The organism is Nocardioides sp., assembly GCF_047606145.1.
Lineage (GTDB): Bacteria > Actinomycetota > Actinomycetes > Propionibacteriales > Nocardioidaceae > Nocardioides.
Map to the genome: position 1 here is coordinate 1 of NZ_JASGET010000104.1, position 18,489 is coordinate 18,489.

Genomic DNA, 18,489 nt, shown 5'->3' on the forward strand with positions numbered 1-18,489 from the left:
GCCGCCTGGTCGCGGCCGGCGTCGCCGAGGTGGTCGGCGCCGGCGCGGCCGGGCGCACCGACGCGGCGCTGCGCCGCGAGGTCGAGACGGTACGTGCCGAGAACGAGAAGTGTCGGATCTACTGCCCGCTGGTCTTCAGCGAGGCGGACCTGGACCGCGCGGTCGCGGCCGGATACGACGGCGTCCAGGTGTGGGTGCAGGGCTTCGGCGAGACCGGGCAGATCTACCAGCGCATCTACGACCTCGCCTGGGCCGGCCAGGACTGGCGGGCGACGATGCCGATCCGGACCCGGGCCGAGGTGCTCGACGGCGCGGCTCGGCTGGTCGGTGCCGCCCGCGAGCGAGGCCTGGCGGTGGCCACCCCGCTGCTGATGATCTCCTACCTGACCGAGGAGATGCTCGCCGAGACCGCCGCGGTGCTGGCCGGCGCCGGCGCGACCGAGCTGACCCTGTTCGACGGCCCCGGTGCGGTCGGGCCCGAGGCGTACGCCGCCCTGGTGACCCGCACCCGGGAGCTGGCCCCCGACTGTGAGGTGGGACTGCACGCGCACAACACCTTCGGTCTCGCGGTGGCGTGTGCCGTCGCTGCGGCCAAGGCGGGTGCGTCGGTGATCGAGCTGTCGGTCAACGGCTACTGCGGAGGACCCGGCAACGCCGACCTGGCCGCCACCGCCGCCGCGTTCGAGGTGCTGTACGGCGTGGACACCGGCATCGACACCACCCAGCTGGCACCGCTGGCCCGCGCCGGGGAGGAGCTCACCGGCTACCACGTCGCCTGGAACCATCCGGTGACCGGGAAGGAGGCGTTCAACTGGGGCGGCATGGACATCATCACCCAGGAGGTCGCCGTCGACCCGCTGCTGCACAACTGCCTCGAGCCCACCCTGGTCGGCAACGAGAGGCGGGTGCCGTTCACCCCGTTCAGCGGCCCCTACACCCTGGCCGACAAGCTCGCCGCGCTCGGTATCGACGCGGATCGGGACCGGATCGAGGCCACCCTGGCCGCGGCCCGTGCGGAGCTCGCCCGGACCGGCCGGCTGCTCACCGACGCCGACCTGGCCCGGCTCGCCGGAATCGGCTGACCCGACGCCCCGCCGAGCAGAAGCGAATAGAGGCCCGCCACTAGTGCCAGTCGTAGGAGGCGACCGGGTTCCCGAGCCTGCCGCCGAGCCTGACCGATTCCGCGGTGGCGGCCTCGAAGGAGTCGAAGTCGACGATGATCTCCCACCGGTAGCCGTCGGGGTCGTCGAAGTAGAGCGAGACGAACGGCAGCCCGCCGTGGCCGTAGGGGCCGAGGACTTCCACGCCGTGCTCACGCAGGTGCGTGATCCACTCGGCCAGCGTTCCGCCGACGGACCGCACCGCGACATGGACGAAGTGCTGATCGGCGCCGCGTTCGATCGGCCGGCCCTGGGCGAGGTTGACGACCAACTCCCCGACCCGCATCCACACCTGTCTGACCCGGCCGCTGGCGAGGTCCGCCTCGTCCACGTCGGTCCGTCGATCCACCTCGGCGCCGAGCACCGTCGAGTACCAACGCTCGGAGGTCTCGACGTCGGCGACCTCGAGGGCGACGTGGTGGATGGAACCGAGGGTGAGCATCTGGGCCTTCCGCGGGCTCACAGCGGCCGGGGGAGCCCGGCCAGGGTGCGGAGCACGTCGGCGCGGTGCACCGGTTCGGCCGCCGGCGAGGTGTTCAGCACCATCGCCTCGGCGGAATCGGTGCCGTCGAACCGCGGCCAGGCCGGTAGGCCCGGTCCGTTCGGGTCGAGATCCGCGACGAACCGCGCCCAGGCGTCCGCCGTACGACGGGCCAGCTCCCGGTCGGCCTCGGTCCACGGCCACTGCCGGACGTCGAGGTTGTCGCCGACGTAGGGGAGTTCGGCGGTGTGGAAGACGTCATAGCTCGCGCCACCGTCGGGCGGCGGGGCCAGGTCGAGGTCGGCGGGCAGGGGTGGCGCCTGGTCGAATCGGTAGACCCAGGTCGGCGCCACCTCGGCCTGCGCGCGGGCCCAGGTCCAGACCGGTCCGGCGAACTTGGTGTCACCGGTGAACGCCCGCGCCGAGCGTTGCAGGTCGGAGCCGGCGGGATAGTACGGCGCCAGCGCCGCCGCGTGCGGTGACTCGGTGAGCCTGCGGTCCATCGCGGCGACGGCAGCCGGCTGGGTGAAGTTGGCGCCCTCGTCGGTGTTCCAGCCGGCCAGCAGCGGGAGGCGGTGCTGGCGGCCCTCGGCGAAGACGGTGTCGGTGTCCTCGCTCAACGCCCGGCCATCCAGCACCACGCCCAGGTGGGCGGGCAGCAGCAGGTCGGTGGCACACAGCCGGCGCAGCCGCGCCAGCGGCGCCTGGGCGAGGGCCCCCAGCGCTTGCAGCCCCTCTTGCTGGGCCTCGGCCTGGGGCGGCAGCGGGCCTTCGGCGCGGCCGACCCCGGCGGCACTCTGGCCGATCGCCGCCCGGAACAGCCCCGCGGCCGAGGTCGAGGCCATCAGGTGGTTCACGATCGCGGCACCGGCGGAGTTCCCGGCGAAGGTGACCAGGTCCGGATCCCCGCCGAAGGCCGCGATGTGCTCGCGGATCCAGCCGAGCGCCGCCAGGACGTCGAGCACGCCGTAGTTCCCCGAGGCACCGAGGGCGTCCTCGGCGGCGAGCTCGGGGTGGGCCAGGAAGCCGAGCGCCCCCAGACGCATGGTGCAGGTGACGACCACGATGCCTCGGCGGGCGAGCGCGGCACCGTCGTGGATCTCCTGGCCTCCGTGGCCGAAACGATTGCCGCCGCCCTGGAGGAAGAAGAGCACCGGCAGTCCGCCGGCCGTCACGTCGGGGGTCCACACGTTCAGATAGAGACAGTCCTCGCTCATCACCAGCGCGTGGCTGTCATCGAAGTTGGCATGCCACATGATCGCGTTGCGGGGCGGCTGGGGCTGCACCGGCGCCGGGCCCGCGTCGTACGCCGGTCGATCTCCGTCCCACGGCGTGACCGGCGCCGGCGGGCGCCAGCGCAGCGCGCCGACCGGCGGGGCGGCGTACGGGATCCCCTTGAAGGCCACCACCCCGGGTCTCGCGCTCGGGCGGCCGAGCACGGCCCCAGTGGTGAGGCGGACGCGGACGTCGTCGGTCATCCGGGCTCCTAGTCGCGGTTGATGATCTCGATCAGGTTGCCCCATGGGTCGGCCACGAAGGCGACCACCGCGCCGGGCCGCGGCGAGGGCATCGGTTCCTTGCGCGTGCTCGCACCGGCCTCGAGCAGGCGCCGGTACTCCTGTGCCGGGTCGGCGACCCGCAGGCAGATGTGGCCGTAGCCCAGCGTCAGCGCGGCGTCCTCGGCGCTGGACGGCTGCATCCCGGTGACGGCGCCGGCCCGGTGCAACAGCTCGATCCGGAAGCCGGACTCCTCATGGAGCAGCATCACGCCGCGCAGGCCGGCGGAGGCGATGGTGAACGGGGTGGCCGCGGTCAGTCCGAAGACCTCGCAGTACCACGCCTGCGCCGCGTCGAGGTCGGGCACATTGAGGCCGACGTGATCCCAGGCCAGCGGCTGGCGGTCGGTCATGCCGAGGCCTCGCTCACCAGCGGGTTCTCGAGCACGCCGAGCCCGCTGACCTCGACCCGGATCTTCCGGCCGTCCTGCAGGAAGAGCGGCGGCTCCCGGCGCGCGCCGACGCCACCGGGGGTTCCGGTCAGGATCACGTCGCCGGGGAGCAGGGTGGTGAAGGTGGAGATGGTCGAGATCAGCTCGGCGACCCCGAAGATCATCAGGTCTGCGGTGGTGGACTGGACCACCAGATCGTCGTAGGTGACGGTCATCTGCATCTCGGCGAACGGTGGCACCTCATCCGGGGTGACCAGCTCCGGGCCGAGCGGGTTGGAGGAGTCCCAGGTCTTGCCCTGCAGCCACTGATGCGAGCGGTGTTGGAAGTCGCGCATGCTCACGTCGTTGGCGATCGTGTACCCGGCGACATGGTCGAGCGCCCGCTGCTCGGTGACCCGTCGCGCGGGAGTGCCGATCACCACCGCGATCTCGCCCTCCCAGTCGACCTGGTCCGACTCCGGGGGAAGGAGGATCGGGTCGCCGTCGGCGACCAGGCTGGTGGCGAACTTGGTGAACAGCACCGGGTAGGAGGAGTCGTCGCGACCGGTCTCCTCGAGGTGCGCCCGATAGTTGAGCCCGACGCAGATGATCTTCCCCGGGCTCGGGATCACCGGGCGCGGCTGCGCCTCGGCGCGCGGGAACGCGGCGCCGGCGTCCAGGTCCGGGTCGGCGAGTACGGCGCTCGGCGTGGCCGCGCCGAGCTCGGTGACGCCGCGCAGCGGGATGAGCGTGTCGCCGTCGGCGAGTGCGGCCACCGGCTGGCCTCGGTGGCGGCAGGATACGAAGCGCATGGGACTCCTCGGTGGCTGTCGGGTCCTGCCAGTCTGCCACAAAGTGCCGACACTTTTCTCGGATCGCCTCGGAAGGCTGGCCCTAGAATCGCGTCTGCGGCTGGGGTAGTGTCGACATATAGCGAGTGAGGAGCGAGAGATGAGTTCACACCTGATCGTCGGCGCCCGGATCTTCGACGGCAGCGGGTCTCCGACGGTGGCCGGGGAGGTCCTGGTCGACGGCAACCGCATCGTGGCGGTCGGCGATCGTCTTGCGGCGCCGGCGGAGGCGGAGGTGATCGACGGAGCGGGCGCGGTGCTCATGCCGGGACTGGTCGACGGCCACACCCATCTCGGGTTCGGTTCGTCGGTCGAGCACACCTCGACCAGGTTCGAGCCCGACGAGGAGAAGGTGCTGCTGGTCGCGCACTGTGCCCGGGTGATGCTCGACCACGGCTTCACCTCCTGCTACTCGGGCGGGAACCGGATGCCGGCCTCCGAGGTCGCCGCCCGGAAGGCGTTCGCCGAAGGCTGGCTGCCCGGACCGCGACTGCGGGCGGCCTCCTGGGAGGGCAGCGCCGGCATGGTCTCTCCGGGGCACTACGACTTCCCCGGGATCGAGGGCCGGGAGTCCGATCCGGGCTCGGTGCGCGACTTCGTGCACGCGATGGCGGACCTGGGTGTCGACATCGTCAAGGTGAGCCTGACCGGCGAGAGCGCGGTGGTGGGCGGCACCTCGCGGGTCATGCAGTTCACCGAGGAGGAGATCGAGGCGGCAGCGACGGCGGCCGCCGAGCGCGGCGTCTGGCTGACCGCGCATGCCCACTCGGCCGAGGCCGTCCGGCTCGCGGTGCAGTACGGCGTTCGGGCGATCTATCACGCGACGTTCAGCGACGACGAGGCGATCGAGGCGCTGGTCGAGGCGCGCGACCGGGTCTTCGTCGCACCCACCCCGGGGATCATCTGGGCACACCTGCACGACGAGGAGCACCCGCCGACCCCGGAGATGGAGACCTACGAGACCCAGGCCAGCATCGCCCGGGTGGCACCCGAGCTGCACAAGCGCGGCGTGCGGATGGTGATCGGCGGCGACTACGGGTTCCCGATCAACCCGATCGGGCGCAACGCGCGCGACCTCCGGCTGTTCGTGGAGTGGTTCGGTCTCACGCCGGCCGAGGCGCTGCGCTGCGCATGCGAGTACGGCGGTCAGCTGATGGAGCAGCAGGTCGGTCTGGTGCGCGAGGGCTACCTCGCCGACCTGCTGCTGGTCGAGGGCGACCCGACCGAGGATGTGACGCTGCTCGAGGACCCCGCGAACCTGGCGATGATCATGAGCGACGGTCGGCTGCACAAGATCGACCCCGCCCGGCGTACGGCGTCCGGGCGATGAGCGCCGACCCTCTCCGCGCCGCGCTGCAGCGCGCCGAGGCCGACGGCTACCGCTGGGAGCTGCGCCATCAGCCGGCCGCGGAGCACGAGTTCCCCGACTGGGTCGTACTGATCCACACGCCGGCCGGCGACACGCTGTTCCCGACCGCCATCGACGACACCGAGGCCGAGGCCCTGCGCCGGGCCGCCGCGCGCATCGAGGCGCATCGTCGCGGTTGAGCCGCGGTCGCGAGGTGTCGACACGTTCGGGCGGATCGGCGCGGATGGGCCTCGGGACGCCCGACGACGTGATGGAATGAGCCGGCGATCGACAGACCGACAGGTCGGCGTGGAGAACGGGGAGGCGACGATGGCATCGGCGACCGAGGTGCTGGCCGACCCGGAGGACCGCTCCGAGGAGATCGTCCGGCTGCTCCGGCTCGAGGAGCGCCGCGAGCCCGTGGTCGCCCTGGTGGCCACCTGGGTGGGTCTGGGGATCGTCGAGGGGCGGCTCAAGCCGGGCCAGGACCTCAACTCGGTCGAGCTCTCCCAGCGGCTGGGCTCCTCGCGCACGCCCGTTCGTGAGGCGCTGATGCTGCTCGAGTCCGAGGGGTTGGTGGAGATCCGGGCGCGCCGGCGGCCCCGGGTGGCGGCCTTCACCCCCGAGCGGGTCCGGGACATCTACTTCGTGCGCAAGCGCCTGCTGGTGTTGATCGGTCAGCTGGTCGCCGAGCATGTCACCGATGAGCAGGTCGCAGAGCTGCGCGAGATGCTGGCGCTGATGCAGGCCTCGGTCGACGGCGACGACGTCGACGGCTACTTCTGGGGGCACGTCAATCTGCAGCGTCACTACGTCGAGATCGCCGGCAACCAGATCCTCGGCGAGATGCTCGACACCCTCGCGCTGCGCACCCTGGTGCTGCGTCGGGCGGCGCTGGCCAGGGAAGGCCGGCTGTCGGCCAGCATCGCCGATCAGTACCGGATCCTGGAGGCCATCGAGCACCGCGACGGCGAGCTGGCGGCGTTGTTGTTCTCGCGTGCGACCGATGCGGCACTGGCCGCGATCGACCTCTCCGAGCTCTCGTCCTAGCGGCGACCACTCTCGCTAGGTGTCGACAGAACAAATCTTCTCGGCCTGTGATCTCGCGCTCATGGAACTGTTGACGCCGAAGTGTCGACGCTTTATGGTCGGTCGCAATCGGCGCCCACGGTGATCGCTCGGATCGGCCGACGCGACTCGACGCCGACTCGTCGCTGCCAGGAGTCCCTCGCATGCCCAGTCGTCTCGATGCCCTTCTCGCTGCTCCCGTCCACCCGCGCGCCCGGCTGAGGGGAGCGCTCCTCGCCACCGCCGCGCTCGCCGTACCACCGGTCCTCGCCGCGCCGGCACGGGCCGCCGGTACCGGTGACACCCTGACGGTGCGTGCCGGGGAGACGCTCACCCTCGAGGAGAGCCGCGACCTGGGCACGCTGATCCTCGAGGACGGTGCCAGCATCGTGGCGGCCGACGGCTACCGGGTCACCCTGACGGTCAACGGGATCGAGGTGGGTGCCACCCTGCTCGACCTCTACGACGAGGACGGCATTCCGACCTACATCGCGGCGGGCCGCTACCACGGCACGGTCCGGCTGGCCGTGGCGACGGCGAACGACGTCACCTACTCCTCGCGGACCTGGCCGTTCCGGCAGGCCGTCTACGTCGACGCGGACGGCATCGACACCGATCGCTCGGTGCTCGCGGCGGTGCGCGGCGGCCGGCTGCGCGACCGGCACGCCAACGCCGTTCGGCTCACCTCGCGTGCCGAGGCCTTCAACGGCTTCTACGTCGTGGGAGGGGACTACCGCATCGTCTCCAGCACGATCGGGTTCCGTGGCAACGGGCGCAGCGACTTCTGCGGATACGGCGCTGCCGTCTACGCCTCCGGCGAGGACACCAGCCTGCGACTGGTGGACGTCACCGTCACCAACACCGGGGTGGTCCGCCCGGCCGTCATCGCCGACGGCGGCAGCACCGTGGTGGTGCGCGACTCCCGGCTGCGGTGCCACGACGGCGTGCTGCCCGACGACTACGAGAACACCAGCGACACCGCCTTCATGATGTCGTGCCCGTGGACACTGGGCATGTACGGCACGGTGCGCACCACCAACCTGATCGGACAGGGCAGCAAGGCGACCTATCTCAACTCCACCATCGCCGTGGACAACTGGGGCTGCCTGTCGGTGGACTCCGGGAAGGACTGCATCCTGGTCTCGGTGAACAGCCTGCTGACCAGCGCCGGCGACGGGTACGGCAGCTATGGCATCGGGGACGTCACCGAGCACTTCCTGGGCACCAGGATGTCGATCGGCACGTACTTCATGATCAACCGAGGAACCCTGGGCACCCACTACGGCGACAGCTCGCCGGCCGCCGTCGCGGCGCTCAACGACGAGTACGACCTCGGGCTGACCGGCTCCGACATCCGGGGCGTCGTCCCGCGCGCGTGCGTGCTGCGGTCGCGGAAGTTCGGCTGGATGTGGCACGACACCGGCGACGTGCTGATCGACGGCGCCACCAGCATCCGGACGGCATGGACGACGTTCCTGTCCAAGGCCTCCCCGGCCAGCGTCACCCTGGACGGGTCCGACGGTGCGAGCCTGCACGCCGAGAACGGCGTCATCTTCCAGGTGATGGACAACGACAACCCCGGCACCGTCGCGGTCAGCGACAAGCCGTGGTCGAAGGAGTACGACGCCTCGTACGTCGAGCCGACCGATGCCGCGACCAAGTCGGACACCTGGGACACCACCACCGCGGCCGCCGACGATGCCTACGGCACCTTCAGCAGCGTCAAGCTGACCGGCGACTTCTACAACTCGGTGCTGGGAGGCGGCAACGGCTCCATCGAGGGCCAGAACCTGGTGCTCTCCTTCACCGACTGCCGGGTGCGAGGCGTCCTCTCGGCCTCCACCGCGAAGCACAACGCCAGCACCATCGACTTCGACAACTACGAGGAGCTCGGCGTGGTGACGAACACGGTGTCCGAGGTGGTCAACAACGGCGTCATCGTGAGCCTGGCGGGCAGCACCACCTGGACCCTCACCGGCGTCTGCCACCTCAGCTCGCTCACCGTCGGGTCGGACGTCCGGCTTCGCGCCGCCGACGGCGGTGGGGTCACCCTCAGCGTCGACGGCAGCGAGGTGGAGCTCGAGGCCGGGACGACGTACACCGGGTCGCTCACCCTGACCCCGCAGTAGCGCGGCCCGGTCAGAAGCGGCGGTGCACCGCGAACAGGCGCCGCTCCTTGCCGACGAGGTGGCGCATCACGTGGTCGCGATCCTCGGTCGTGACCGCCGCGGCGTACTGCGGCGAGTCGAAGACCTCGGTTCCGGCCAGATCGTGCAACGCGAGCCACCGCGGAGCGGTGCCGTCCAGGAGCCGGTAGCGGCGGGTCCGCAGCCAGCCGGGCACCGCGTGCAGCATCGGGACGTGCTCCTCGGCGTACCACCGGTTCAGCTCGTCCTCGAGCGCGGCCGGTACGTCGAGGGAGACCGCCAGCACGAACGGGGCGCGGTCGTCGGCGGGTCGGCCCGGCGCGAGGGTGTCGCTGAGCCGCAGGTAGGTGCGTCGCTCGAAGCTGGCGAGCCCGGCGATCACGGCCCGCTCGCGGGCGCTGCGATGCTCGCGCAGCGTGGTGTACGACGGGTCCTCGAGGACACTCAGGTCGGTGACGTCGTAGGTGGCCAGCCATCGCGGTCGCTCCCCGTCCGCCGCCCGCCACCGGGTCGCGTGGCGGAATTGCGGGAGCGCGGTGCGGGCGGGGACGTGCTCGCCGTCGTACCAGTCGTGGAACTCGGCCTCCGGGACCGAGCCCGGGTCGGAGAGCACCAGGAGCAGTCCCGCGTCGGTCATCGGGCGCTGACCAGATGCTCGAGGAGCAGGTCGTTGAACGCCGCCGGGTTCTCCCAGGAGGGGGAGTGCCCGGCCGCCGGGACGACGCCGAGCCGGGAGCCGGGGAGGTGCTCGGCGAGCCGGGCCATCCGCGCCGGCGGCATGTAGAGGTCCGCCTCGCCGGCGATGAACCGGGTCGGGACGCGGATGGCGCCGAGACCGGTCCGGGTGACCTCGGCCCCCACCGGCTGGTGCACCCGGGTGGGCACCGCCCGCTGGGTGAGCGCGGCCCATCGGGCGGCGCCCGCGGGGTCGGCGTACCGATAGGCGGCGCTGAGCTCGCGCAGCTGCGGCGGGAGGGCCTCGATCTCGGCGGGCACCAGGGCGTCGGTCTCGGCCCGGAAGTCGGGGTCGGCGATCCCGCAGATGCTCGCCGCCAGGGTCAGGCTCAGCAGGCGATGGGGCAGCAGCAGCGCGATGGCCGCGGCGCCGAACCCGCCGAAGGCCGTGCCGACCAGATGAACGCGGTCCAGGCCCAGGGCATCCAGCAGGGCGGCCAGGTCGTCCACGAATGTGCCGGTCTCCTCCGCCGGACCGGGATCCGAGCCGAGGTGTCCGCGGCGCGACCACGCCAGGGCGTGGAACCCGGCCTCCGCGAGCGGCTCGAGCTGCGGCTGCCAGTGCTCACCGCTGCCCCAGGCGGCGTGGAGCAGTACGACGGTCGGGCCCTCGCCGCGTTCCCAGACCGCCACTGCCCGGCCGTCGACCCACACGGTGCGGGACGCGACTCCCGCGTCCGCCATCACCGCGACCGCAGGTGCCGCCCCAGGGCGGTGGTGGACTCCTCGGGTCGCAGGTAGGAGACGAAGCGGCGGTCGGGGTCGTAGACCTCGCGCAGCTTCTCCAGCCGGGCGGCCTGCTCGGGCTCCAGCCCGTGCGTCGGCCGGTCGGCGGCATTGCAGTCGGAGAACTGGCCGCCGAGGTCGATCTCGGCGAAGGCGTCGAGCGAGCTGTGCGCCCACTGCTCCATCCGTAGGTCGTCGGCGGGGTCGGTCCACACCGAGTTCGGCGAGAAGTAGAGATGCCCCTGCGTCGACCAGCAGGCGTCCTCCCGGGTGGGGTAGCCACCCCACAGCATCCAGAACAGGAAGCTGTCGGCGTTGGGCACGCTTGCCAGCGTGCTGCGACCGGCGTCCAGCACCTCGGCGACCGGTGCGCTGGTCCACACGCCGTCCAGGGCGTAGCGCCAGCCCTTCGGCATCCCCGCCTCGGCGACCGCGTGCAGATCGGCGATGCTGCTCGGGACCCGCTCGCTGAGGCTGAGCGCGTCGTCTCGGAAGGGGCAGGACTCGAAGGCCCGGTAGATCTCGTCGGCCGACTCGTCCGCGACGAATCCCACGCCGATCAGCATCGTGACCGGCCGGTCGATCCCGGGTTGCCACATCGTCTTGCCGGCGATCTCGAGCGAGCGCGAGGTCTCCGGCAGGACCTCGTAGGACCAGGCCAGCACCTGGTCGCGCAGCTCCTCGGGGAAGGTCATCACGCTGCGCAGCACCTGGGAGTAGGCCGGGTGGACGCGCAGGTGATAGCAGACCACCACGCCGAAGAAGCCGGGTCCCGCGCCGCGCACCGCCCACATCAGGTCCGGATGTGACTCGTCGTCGGCGTGCACCAGCGACCCGTCGGCCAGGACGATGTCGGCGGCGATGATGTTGAGGACACCGGGCCCGAGCTTGCGGGAGTTCCACCCGTAGCCGCCACCGATCAGGAATCCGCCGAGCCCGACGGTCGGGTAGTGGCCGACCGGGAACACCAGGCCGTGCTTGTCGAGCACCGCGTTCGCCTCGCCGGCGCGCGCGCCGGGTTGGACCCGGGCCTGCCTGGTCGCGGTGTCGACCTCGATGGAGTTGAGCGCGGAGAGGTCGATGAGCAGCGCGTCCTGGCGTACGCCGGTCGCGACGAAGCTGTGGCCGCCCGATCGGATGCCGATGCGCAGTCCCTCCCGCGCGGCGTACCGGACGGCGGCCTGGACGTCCTCGATGGTGCGCGCCCGCACGATCGCGGCGGGCTCACGCGTGGTGGCACGACCGTTCCAGATGGCGTCGATTCGTGCGTCCTCGTACGCCGCGTCGCCACGTCGCAGCAGCCTTCCGTCGAGCTCCACGATCATGCTCACTCCCGTCGTCTCCCTCGTGTCAGCGGACCGGCGTGCGGCCGATCCGCGCCGGTCGGATGTGGCCGGCGTGCGGCTGTCTCGCACACGTGCTCAGACCGACATCTCCCGTGCCGGGTCGTCGGCGCCCGAGGTCGGGTCGGTCTCGGCGGTGCGTCCCTGACCCCGGATCTCCGCCAGGATCGTGGTGCGCAGCTCGGCGAACCGGGGGAGCGCCCGAGTCGTCATCTGGTCGCGGTCGGGCCCCAGGTCGATCACCCGATCGTCGATGACGTGGGTGGGACGGCCGGCGACGACGATCACCCGGTCGGAGAGGTAGACGGCCTCGTCGATGTCGTGGGTGACGACGATGACCGTCAGCTCGAGCTCGCGCCGGAGCCGGAGCGCGAGGTCCTCGAGCTCGAACCGGGACTGGGCGTCGACGGAGCCGAACGGCTCGTCCATCAGCAGGATGGGGGCGCGATAGGCGATGCCGCGCGCGATGGCGACGCGCTGCTGCATTCCGCCAGAGAGCTGCCAGGGATACTTCTCGCCGACCTCCTCCAGTCCGACCTGGGCCAGCGCGTCGTCGGCGCGCTGGCGCCGCTCGGACCTGCCGACGCCCAGGCTCTCCAGCGGGAAGGCGACGTTGTCCCGGACGCGCATCCACGGCATCAACGACCCGCGGTAGTCCTGGAAGACCACGGCGATCTCGGCGCGCGGCTCGGTGACCGTCTCCGAGCCGAACGAGACGCTGCCCGCGGTCGGGCGCAGCAGGCCCGACAGGATGCGCAACAGCGTGGTCTTGCCTGCTCCGGAGGGACCCACGATGCACACGAACTCACCCGGGTCGACCCGCACGTCCAGGTCGCGGAGCACCTCATGGGCGTCGGCGCCGACGCCGTAGGTCATGCCGACCGAGTCGACGATGAGGGGCTGTGCCTGGGGAGAAGAGGTTGAAGTCATGGTCCGCTCCGGTCGGAAGTGTAGTAAATGCACCATACTGTCGACAGTAGATTGAGACAAGGGCGATCGAAGTTCCAGTCTATCCCACGTTGGTGGGGGCAAGTGTCGACAATATGCTCATAGCGGCTGAGAGCTGTCGCCCGCCTTCGGTCGTCTGCCGGCGAAGTCGTCCATGCCGATGAAGAAGTAGTCGAACCGCCAGCAGTCGTCGGGATCGCGGCGCAGGGTGGCGGTGTAGATGACGCTCGAGCCGAGGACGAGCCCGTCCGCGGCCACGGTCACGGCCCCGAAGGCGAGCGCGCTCGCCGTCCCGGCCTCGAGATCCAGCTCCTCGACGAGCACGTTGGAGATCACGTGCCGGCGCTGGTCGCTCATCTCCGCGAAGATGCCCAGGAGTCTCTCGCGCACGGTCTCGCGGCCCTCGAACCGGGTGAAGGCCTCCGCGGATCCCAGCGCGACCTCATAGACGACGTCGTTGGTGAAGCAGGAGGCCGCGACGTCGGCTCGACACTCGTCGTGGCCGATCCCGAAGCGATAGAAGGCCTCCGCGATCTGGGCGCGAGCGCTCAGGGCCGCGGGGCTCCAGTCGGCGGGCTCGAGGGGTCTCATGGCGATCTTGCCCTGCCGATGGGCCCAGGCCTGGGGCGGGAAGGTGCTCATCGCACTCCTGATGTCTCGACGTGGTGTCGATCCGCTCGCCGGCGTACGGCGATGACGATCGTGTGGACCATTTTGTCGACACTTCTCGATCGGCACAAGGCACACGGCCCGATTCCACGAACGCTTCTGGTCACAGGTCGGCGACGACCGTCCGGCTTCGCAGCCGCCACCCGTCCGGCGTGCGGACGAGCTCGTCGCGGTGGGTGCCCGAGATGGCGATGCGTCGTTCTCCGCTCTCCGGGTCGATCTCGACGAAGAGCACGTACGAGGTGGCCTCGGCCCGGTCGCGGGTCGGTCCCGAGGGCCTCACGATCAGGTTGCCGGTCCAGTGTCTGCCCAGGCCATGCCGCTTCTCGATGGCTGATTGCGCGAACGCCTCGAGCTCGCCGCGGCCCCGGTGGGAGAATCGCGTCTCGAGTCCGGTGGCCTCGGAGGAGACCGCGGAGTAGCGGCCGTCTGCCACGAAGCAGGCGACGAACTCCTCGGGTCTGCCGAAGTCGAGCGCGTGGCACAGGCGGTGGATGAGCTCGGTGATGTCGAGATGGTCCTGGGGCGACAGGGGGGACGGCGTGGCCATCGCTCCATCGTGCCGGGTGTCCACACTTCGAGCAAGCGAGGGCTGTCGAGTGTGTCGGGTGGGGTCGAGCGCCGGCCTCGCCGGCACGAAGACCCGCGTACGACCGCTCAGTGGGAACTCTGTCCACACTTTAAGCCTCCTGTGCGGGGAAGAACCGGGAGATTGTGATGCTTGACACGAGCTACTGTCGACAGTAGCGTGCAGAGTGTGGCTGGTGGCCCCTCGCCGTCGACGCCGTGACTCGCCCGTCTCCGAAAGGTTTGTGCCCATGAACGACCGTCTCTCCCGCCGGGCCTTCATGGCGGCCGGCGCTGCGACGCTGGCCGCCGCCTCGTTGGCCGCATGCGGATCCTCGTCATCCTCCTCGACCACCTCGGACGGCCTGACGAAGGTCACGGTGCTGCGCTCCACCGGCGGCACCTTCGAGGGTCTCTACATCACCCAGCAGCAAGGTTACTTCGAGGATGCCGGCCTGGACGTCACCATCAAGGCCGGTGCCTCGGACACCTCGCAGAACGTGCCCTCGGTGCTCAAGGGCGAGGCCCAGTTCGCGATGACCGACATCGGCGGTCTGGTCAAGGCCGTCGCCCAGGGGCTGGGAGTCAAGGCGGTCAGCCAGATCCAGGCGTCCTCCTCCTCGATCGCCCAGAGCGACGGGCTTCTGGTGGCCAAGGGGAGCTCGATCACCTCGCCCGCCCAGCTCGTCGGCAAGAAGGTGGCCCTGCCGGTGCTCAGCGGCAACCTCCAGATGATGGCGATGACCTCGGTCAAGGAGTCCGGTGGGGATCCGACCAAGGTCAACTGGGTGGCGCTGCCGACCACCTCGCTGCTCGACTCGCTGCAGAAGGGTCAGGTGGCCGCGATCGACACCTTCTCGAGCTACTACGCCGCGGCACTCGCGGCCGGTGCGAAGTCGATCGACAAGGGCAGCCAGGTGCTCCTCGGGGACCCGCAGGCGCTGATCTTCTCCAGCGACGACTACCTGTCCGACAACGCCTCGGTCGCCAAGAAGTTCGTCTCGGCCCTCCAGAAGGGCTTCACCTACGCGAACGCGCACCCCGACGCGGTGCGCGCGGTGGACAGCAAGTACACCGAGATGGACGCCAAGACGATCAAGAACGAAGTGATCCAGGCCTACGACGCGAAGTTCGACGAGTCGGCGGTGACACAGGCGGCGGACAACTTCTACGAGTTCGATCTCATCGATACGAAGGTGTCGGTCAGCGACCTACTCTGGTCCGGTGCCCCCACCACGAGCTGAGTTGCCGTGTCGATCCGAGAAGCAGATCTCCCGATGAAGGAGCCGGCGATCGTTGCCCCCAGGTCGCCCGCCGCCCCCCGACGACGTGGTGGCGGCCGCGGCCAGCGGTTCGCGTTGCAGGCCGGCTTCTTCGTGGCGGTGATCGCGTTCTGGTCCCTGGTCCGGGTCGCCGACGTGATGAGCACCGATGCCCTGCCGGCGCCGTGGACGGTCCTGCACCGGTTGGTCTCGGACCTCGGGACCTCGGAGTACTGGACGACCGTCCTCGACACCCTTCGCTCCGCCGTCCTCGGCCTGCTGGTCGCCATCGTGGTCGGCATCCCGATCGGGTTGGTCACCGGCACCTACCGCGCGGCCGAGCAGTCGACCCGGCTCGTGGTCGAGTTCGGCAGGGCGTTCCCGGTGATCGCGATCCTGCCGGTGATGCTGCTGATCATGGGCAGCACCTACGAGATGAAGGCCGTGGTGGTCTTCCTCGCCTGCGTCTTCCCGCTGATCATCCAGGCGCAGTACGGCGCCCAGAGCGTCTCGGACGCGGTCAACGAGACCGTGCGCAGCTACCGGATCACCCGCCTGCTCCGCTTCCGCAAGGTGGTGCTCCCGGCCGCCTCGCCGTCGGTGTGGACCGGGATCCGGATCGCCTCGACGATGGCGGTGCTGGTCTCGATCGGTGTCGAGATCCTGACCACCGTCCCCGGCATCGGTCACGTCGTGATGCAGAGCCAGCAGGACAAGAACTCGGCGAACGCGTTCGCCTTCATCTTCACCGCAGGTGTGCTCGGCTTCGTGATCAACCGACTAGCCCAGTGGGCCGAGTCCAAGGCGTTGTCCTGGCGGCCACCGATCGATGCGGAAGCCTGAGAGCCCGAGAGGACCGACGATGCGACTGCTCCGAGCCGCAGCCCTGCAACTGTGGCTGCCCGCGCTCATCCTGATCGCGCTGTTCGTGCTGACCGCCGGCAGCACCCAGTTCTACTTCCCACCGTTCGCCGACGTGCTGTCGGCCCTGTATCACGAGCTGTTGCACGGGCGGCTGGCCTCGGATCTGCTGTTCAGCCTCCGCAACGTGCTTCTCGGTCTGGCGCTCGCCATCGTGTGCGGCGTGGGCGTCGGCACCCTCATCGGCGAGGTGAACTGGCTCCGGATCGCCGCCCAGCCGTTCTTGGACTTCATCCGTGCGACGCCGATGGTCGCCTTCGTCCCGGTCATCATCCTGACCCTGGGCGTCGGCTCGGCCCCGAAGATCTTCCTGATCGCGCTCGGCGCCTTCTGGCCGATCCTGCTCAACACCACGGCCGGGGTGCACGGGATCTCGCCCGCCGTCCGCGAGACGGTCCGGGCCTACCGGATCGGACCGATCAAGCGGCTTCGCCGGGTGCTGTTGCCGGGGGCGGCTCCACAGATCTTCGCCGGCATCCGGATCTCGCTGGCGATCGCCGTGGTGATGATGATCGTCTCGGAGATCTACGGCTCGCCCAAGGGGCTGGGCTACTTCATCCTGAGCTCGGGCACCGCGTTCCAGGTGGAGGACACCTGGGCCGGGACACTGCTGATCGGCGTCCTGGGCTACGCCCTGACGCTGGTGCTGCTCGGGGTGGAGTACCTGATGCTCGGCTGGTATGTGCAACGGGCGCCGCGGGTCCGTCGTTCGCGCCCCAGCATCGTGCGGCCCCGCGTCGTCGAAGTCGGGCGATGAGTCAGGGACACGACACCGGGTCCCCCCGCCTCGCCGGGCTCCGACCCGGTGAGCTGACCGCGGAGCAGGCCGCCGTCTACGAGCACATCGCCGGAGGCGAGCGTGCCAGCGGGCCGCAGTACTTCGAGCTCGTCGACGCCGAGGGCCGGCTGAACGGCCCCTTCAACGCGATGCTGCTCTCGCCCGGGCTCGGCGACGCGTTGCAGGGTCTCGGTGCCGCGATCCGGTACCAGAGCTCGTTGTCCGGCAGGGTTCGCGAGATGGCGATCCTCGCGGTCGCGGCCCACTGGGAGAGCGAGTTCGAACGGTACGCGCACGAGCCGATCGGCCGTGCCGCCGGTCTGACCGAGGACGAGATCGCCGCGCTCGGCAAGCATCAGTCGTTGACCCTGCTGGATCCGGCCGAGTACGTCGCCCTCCGCGTCGTGCGCGCGCTGCTGGCCTCGGACGGCCTGGACGACGCCGGCTACGCCGCGGCACGCGAGCATCTCTCGGAGGCCGAGCTGTTCGAGCTCACCACGTTGGTGGGCTACTACGCGACGCTGGCTCTGATGATGCGCGTCTTCGATGTGGGCGCCCCCGGACAGTCTCAGCCGTGATGCTGGTCGGGTCATGATTCACAGCAAGTCGTGCTAGGTCAGTGACGTGTGACGCCGGCCGACTTCGATCTCAAGCTGCTCGTCGCTCTGCGGGCGCTCCTGGAGGAGGCCAACGTGAGCCGCGCCGGGGAGCGGCTCCAGACCCAGCAGTCCACCATGAGCGCGGCGCTGGCCAAGCTGCGCACCCAGTTCGACGACGAGCTGCTGGTGCGGGTCGGGCGCGACTACACCTTGACGCCGCTCGCCCGGGAGCTGTTGCCCCAGGTGCAGCGAACGCTGGCGCAGATCGAGCGAGCGTTCACCAGCGAGTCGGCGTTCGATCCGGCGACGGCGTCCCGGGCCTTCACCTTCCTGTGCTCGGATCACGTCGCCGTCGAGGTTCGAGGGCTCCTCGCCGACACGCTGGTCGAGGCGCCCGGCATCGGCTTCGAGTTCCGCTCGACGCGTGCGCGCAGCCCCGGCAGCGAGGGCGACCTGATGGGCAACGACTTAGTCATCGCCGCTGCGGGGAACGAGATCGAGGGCCGCAGCATCGAGTTGTACGTCGACCACTACGTCTGTCTCCTCGACCGGAACCATCGGGCCCTGGTCGGCGGACGGCTCTCCTGGGAGGCGTTCACCTCGTTGCCACAGGCGGTGAGCGCGTTCGACCGGACCCGGCTGGGTCCGGTGGTCCGCAGGCTCGCCGCGCTGGACTTCCGCCGCGAGCCGGAGGTGAGGGTGGCCGGCTTCGTGCCGCTCGCCGCCGTGGTCGCCGGCACCGACCTGGTGGCGGTCGTGCCGAGTCGGCTCGCCGAGCGACTCGGTCCGGCGACGGGCACCGTCGGCGTGCCGGCGCCGTTCGGCGAGATCGAGATCGTCGAGACCGTGTACTGGCACCCGAGCCGGGAGCAGGACCGTGCGCATGCCTGGCTGCGGGACAGGCTCGCCGACCGGCGAGCCGCGGTGCCCTCGACGGGGTGCGGGCCCCGGGCATGACG

The 18,489-nt window shown here is 70.5% G+C and carries 20 protein-coding genes; 10 read left to right on the forward strand and 10 right to left on the reverse strand.

All coding sequences use genetic code 11. The features are described from left to right. On the forward strand, nucleotides 1-1,082 hold a 1,082-nt coding region (locus tag QM638_RS12965; protein WP_415142399.1), incomplete at its 5' end, for a hypothetical protein. 40 nt (nucleotides 1,083-1,122) lie between these two features. Here the strand turns inward: QM638_RS12965 and QM638_RS12970 are convergent. The 4 genes from QM638_RS12970 to QM638_RS12985 are packed head-to-tail and all read right to left on the reverse strand — an operon-like array spanning nucleotide 1,123 to nucleotide 4,380. Further along, nucleotides 1,123-1,623, reverse strand: a complete 501-nt coding sequence (locus QM638_RS12970) for a VOC family protein (RefSeq protein ID WP_415142400.1) — start codon at nucleotides 1,621-1,623, stop codon at nucleotides 1,123-1,125. Beyond that, complete coding sequence (locus QM638_RS12975; protein WP_415142401.1) at nucleotides 1,620-3,119, reverse strand: carboxylesterase/lipase family protein; 1,500 nt, start codon at nucleotides 3,117-3,119, stop codon at nucleotides 1,620-1,622. Before QM638_RS12975 ends, QM638_RS12970 begins: the two co-directional genes overlap by 4 nt. An 8-nt stretch (nucleotides 3,120-3,127) precedes the next feature. Further along, a complete protein-coding gene (locus QM638_RS12980; RefSeq protein ID WP_415142402.1) occupies nucleotides 3,128-3,550 on the reverse strand; it encodes a VOC family protein in 423 nt (140 codons plus the stop codon). After that, nucleotides 3,547-4,380, reverse strand: a complete 834-nt coding sequence (locus tag QM638_RS12985) for a fumarylacetoacetate hydrolase family protein (protein ID WP_415142403.1) — start codon at nucleotides 4,378-4,380, stop codon at nucleotides 3,547-3,549. Before QM638_RS12985 ends, QM638_RS12980 begins: the two co-directional genes overlap by 4 nt. A gap of 139 nt (nucleotides 4,381-4,519) precedes the next feature. On the opposite strand from QM638_RS12985, the gene QM638_RS12990 reads away from it, so the two are divergent. The 4 genes from QM638_RS12990 to QM638_RS13005 all read left to right on the forward strand — a co-directional run bounded on the left by QM638_RS12990 (nucleotide 4,520) and on the right by QM638_RS13005 (nucleotide 8,964). Then, nucleotides 4,520-5,749 carry an amidohydrolase family protein gene (locus QM638_RS12990; protein WP_415142404.1) on the forward strand — a complete coding sequence of 410 codons (1,230 nt, stop codon included), beginning with the start codon at nucleotides 4,520-4,522 and terminating at the stop codon, nucleotides 5,747-5,749. After that, a complete protein-coding gene (locus QM638_RS12995; protein WP_415142405.1) occupies nucleotides 5,746-5,967 on the forward strand; it encodes a hypothetical protein in 222 nt (73 codons plus the stop codon). The genes QM638_RS12990 and QM638_RS12995 overlap by 4 nt, the downstream gene beginning before the upstream one ends. Nucleotides 5,968-6,097: 130 nt before the next feature. Continuing rightward, complete coding sequence (locus QM638_RS13000; protein ID WP_415142406.1) at nucleotides 6,098-6,817, forward strand: GntR family transcriptional regulator; 720 nt, start codon at nucleotides 6,098-6,100, stop codon at nucleotides 6,815-6,817. A 182-nt stretch (nucleotides 6,818-6,999) separates the two neighbouring features. Further along, a complete protein-coding gene (locus QM638_RS13005) occupies nucleotides 7,000-8,964 on the forward strand; it encodes a hypothetical protein (protein ID WP_415142407.1) in 1,965 nt (654 codons plus the stop codon). A gap of 10 nt (nucleotides 8,965-8,974) precedes the next feature. On the opposite strand, the gene QM638_RS13010 is transcribed toward QM638_RS13005, so the two are convergent. The 6 genes from QM638_RS13010 to QM638_RS13035 form a co-directional block, all read right to left on the reverse strand. Further along, nucleotides 8,975-9,619 carry a hypothetical protein gene (locus tag QM638_RS13010; RefSeq protein WP_415142408.1) on the reverse strand — a complete coding sequence of 215 codons (645 nt, stop codon included), beginning with the start codon at nucleotides 9,617-9,619 and terminating at the stop codon, nucleotides 8,975-8,977. Next, a complete protein-coding gene (locus QM638_RS13015; RefSeq protein WP_415142409.1) occupies nucleotides 9,616-10,401 on the reverse strand; it encodes an alpha/beta fold hydrolase in 786 nt (261 codons plus the stop codon). Before QM638_RS13015 ends, QM638_RS13010 begins: the two co-directional genes overlap by 4 nt. Continuing rightward, nucleotides 10,401-11,768, reverse strand: a complete 1,368-nt coding sequence (locus tag QM638_RS13020; RefSeq protein ID WP_415142513.1) for an FAD-binding oxidoreductase — start codon at nucleotides 11,766-11,768, stop codon at nucleotides 10,401-10,403. The genes QM638_RS13015 and QM638_RS13020 overlap by 1 nt, the downstream gene beginning before the upstream one ends. A 96-nt stretch (nucleotides 11,769-11,864) precedes the next feature. After that, nucleotides 11,865-12,716 (reverse strand): ABC transporter ATP-binding protein, encoded by an 852-nt coding sequence (locus QM638_RS13025; RefSeq protein WP_415142410.1) that lies wholly within the window; start codon nucleotides 12,714-12,716, stop codon nucleotides 11,865-11,867. Between the two features lie 117 nt (nucleotides 12,717-12,833). Beyond that, nucleotides 12,834-13,376, reverse strand: a complete 543-nt coding sequence (locus QM638_RS13030; RefSeq protein ID WP_415142411.1) for a nuclear transport factor 2 family protein — start codon at nucleotides 13,374-13,376, stop codon at nucleotides 12,834-12,836. A gap of 130 nt (nucleotides 13,377-13,506) precedes the next feature. After that, entirely contained in the window at nucleotides 13,507-13,953 is a 447-nt protein-coding gene (locus QM638_RS13035; protein ID WP_415142412.1) for a nuclear transport factor 2 family protein, read from the reverse strand. 268 nt (nucleotides 13,954-14,221) lie between these two features. On the opposite strand from QM638_RS13035, the gene QM638_RS13040 reads away from it, so the two are divergent. The 5 genes from QM638_RS13040 to QM638_RS13060 are packed head-to-tail and all read left to right on the forward strand — an operon-like array spanning nucleotide 14,222 to nucleotide 18,487. Then, nucleotides 14,222-15,214: an ABC transporter substrate-binding protein gene (locus tag QM638_RS13040; RefSeq protein ID WP_415142413.1), complete on the forward strand. Its 993-nt coding sequence runs from the start codon at nucleotides 14,222-14,224 to the stop codon at nucleotides 15,212-15,214. A gap of 33 nt (nucleotides 15,215-15,247) precedes the next feature. Beyond that, complete coding sequence (locus QM638_RS13045; RefSeq protein ID WP_415142414.1) at nucleotides 15,248-16,075, forward strand: ABC transporter permease; 828 nt, start codon at nucleotides 15,248-15,250, stop codon at nucleotides 16,073-16,075. A 19-nt stretch (nucleotides 16,076-16,094) separates the two neighbouring features. Next, the gene (locus tag QM638_RS13050) at nucleotides 16,095-16,910 is read left to right on the forward strand and encodes an ABC transporter permease (protein ID WP_415142415.1); all 816 of its coding nucleotides are present in this window, start codon (nucleotides 16,095-16,097) and stop codon (nucleotides 16,908-16,910) included. Beyond that, the gene (locus QM638_RS13055) at nucleotides 16,907-17,509 is read left to right on the forward strand and encodes a carboxymuconolactone decarboxylase family protein (protein WP_415142416.1); all 603 of its coding nucleotides are present in this window, start codon (nucleotides 16,907-16,909) and stop codon (nucleotides 17,507-17,509) included. The genes QM638_RS13050 and QM638_RS13055 overlap by 4 nt, the downstream gene beginning before the upstream one ends. A 48-nt stretch (nucleotides 17,510-17,557) precedes the next feature. Next, complete coding sequence (locus QM638_RS13060; protein ID WP_415142417.1) at nucleotides 17,558-18,487, forward strand: LysR family transcriptional regulator; 930 nt, start codon at nucleotides 17,558-17,560, stop codon at nucleotides 18,485-18,487. The last annotated feature ends 2 nt before the right edge of the window (nucleotides 18,488-18,489 follow it).

Excerpts from the sequence above, each read along its gene's own strand:
- QM638_RS13035 (WP_415142412.1), bottom strand. The coding sequence starts at position 13,953 with ATGGCCACGCCGTCCCCCCTGTCGCCCCAGGACCATCTCGACATCACC.
- QM638_RS13000 (WP_415142406.1), top strand. The coding sequence starts at position 6,098 with ATGGCATCGGCGACCGAGGTGCTGGCCGACCCGGAGGACCGCTCCGAG.
- QM638_RS13055 (WP_415142416.1), top strand. The coding sequence starts at position 16,907 with ATGAGTCAGGGACACGACACCGGGTCCCCCCGCCTCGCCGGGCTCCGA.
- QM638_RS13030 (WP_415142411.1), bottom strand. The coding sequence starts at position 13,376 with ATGAGCACCTTCCCGCCCCAGGCCTGGGCCCATCGGCAGGGCAAGATC.
- QM638_RS12980 (WP_415142402.1), bottom strand. The coding sequence starts at position 3,550 with ATGACCGACCGCCAGCCGCTGGCCTGGGATCACGTCGGCCTCAATGTG.
- QM638_RS13025 (WP_415142410.1), bottom strand. The coding sequence starts at position 12,716 with ATGACTTCAACCTCTTCTCCCCAGGCACAGCCCCTCATCGTCGACTCG.
- QM638_RS13005 (WP_415142407.1), top strand. The coding sequence starts at position 7,000 with ATGCCCAGTCGTCTCGATGCCCTTCTCGCTGCTCCCGTCCACCCGCGC.
- QM638_RS13020 (WP_415142513.1), bottom strand. The coding sequence starts at position 11,768 with ATGATCGTGGAGCTCGACGGAAGGCTGCTGCGACGTGGCGACGCGGCG.
- QM638_RS13015 (WP_415142409.1), bottom strand. The coding sequence starts at position 10,401 with ATGGCGGACGCGGGAGTCGCGTCCCGCACCGTGTGGGTCGACGGCCGG.
- QM638_RS13050 (WP_415142415.1), top strand. The coding sequence starts at position 16,095 with ATGCGACTGCTCCGAGCCGCAGCCCTGCAACTGTGGCTGCCCGCGCTC.
- QM638_RS12985 (WP_415142403.1), bottom strand. The coding sequence starts at position 4,380 with ATGCGCTTCGTATCCTGCCGCCACCGAGGCCAGCCGGTGGCCGCACTC.
- QM638_RS13045 (WP_415142414.1), top strand. The coding sequence starts at position 15,248 with ATGAAGGAGCCGGCGATCGTTGCCCCCAGGTCGCCCGCCGCCCCCCGA.
- QM638_RS13040 (WP_415142413.1), top strand. The coding sequence starts at position 14,222 with ATGAACGACCGTCTCTCCCGCCGGGCCTTCATGGCGGCCGGCGCTGCG.
- QM638_RS12995 (WP_415142405.1), top strand. The coding sequence starts at position 5,746 with ATGAGCGCCGACCCTCTCCGCGCCGCGCTGCAGCGCGCCGAGGCCGAC.
- QM638_RS12990 (WP_415142404.1), top strand. The coding sequence starts at position 4,520 with ATGAGTTCACACCTGATCGTCGGCGCCCGGATCTTCGACGGCAGCGGG.
- QM638_RS12975 (WP_415142401.1), bottom strand. The coding sequence starts at position 3,119 with ATGACCGACGACGTCCGCGTCCGCCTCACCACTGGGGCCGTGCTCGGC.
- QM638_RS13010 (WP_415142408.1), bottom strand. The coding sequence starts at position 9,619 with ATGACCGACGCGGGACTGCTCCTGGTGCTCTCCGACCCGGGCTCGGTC.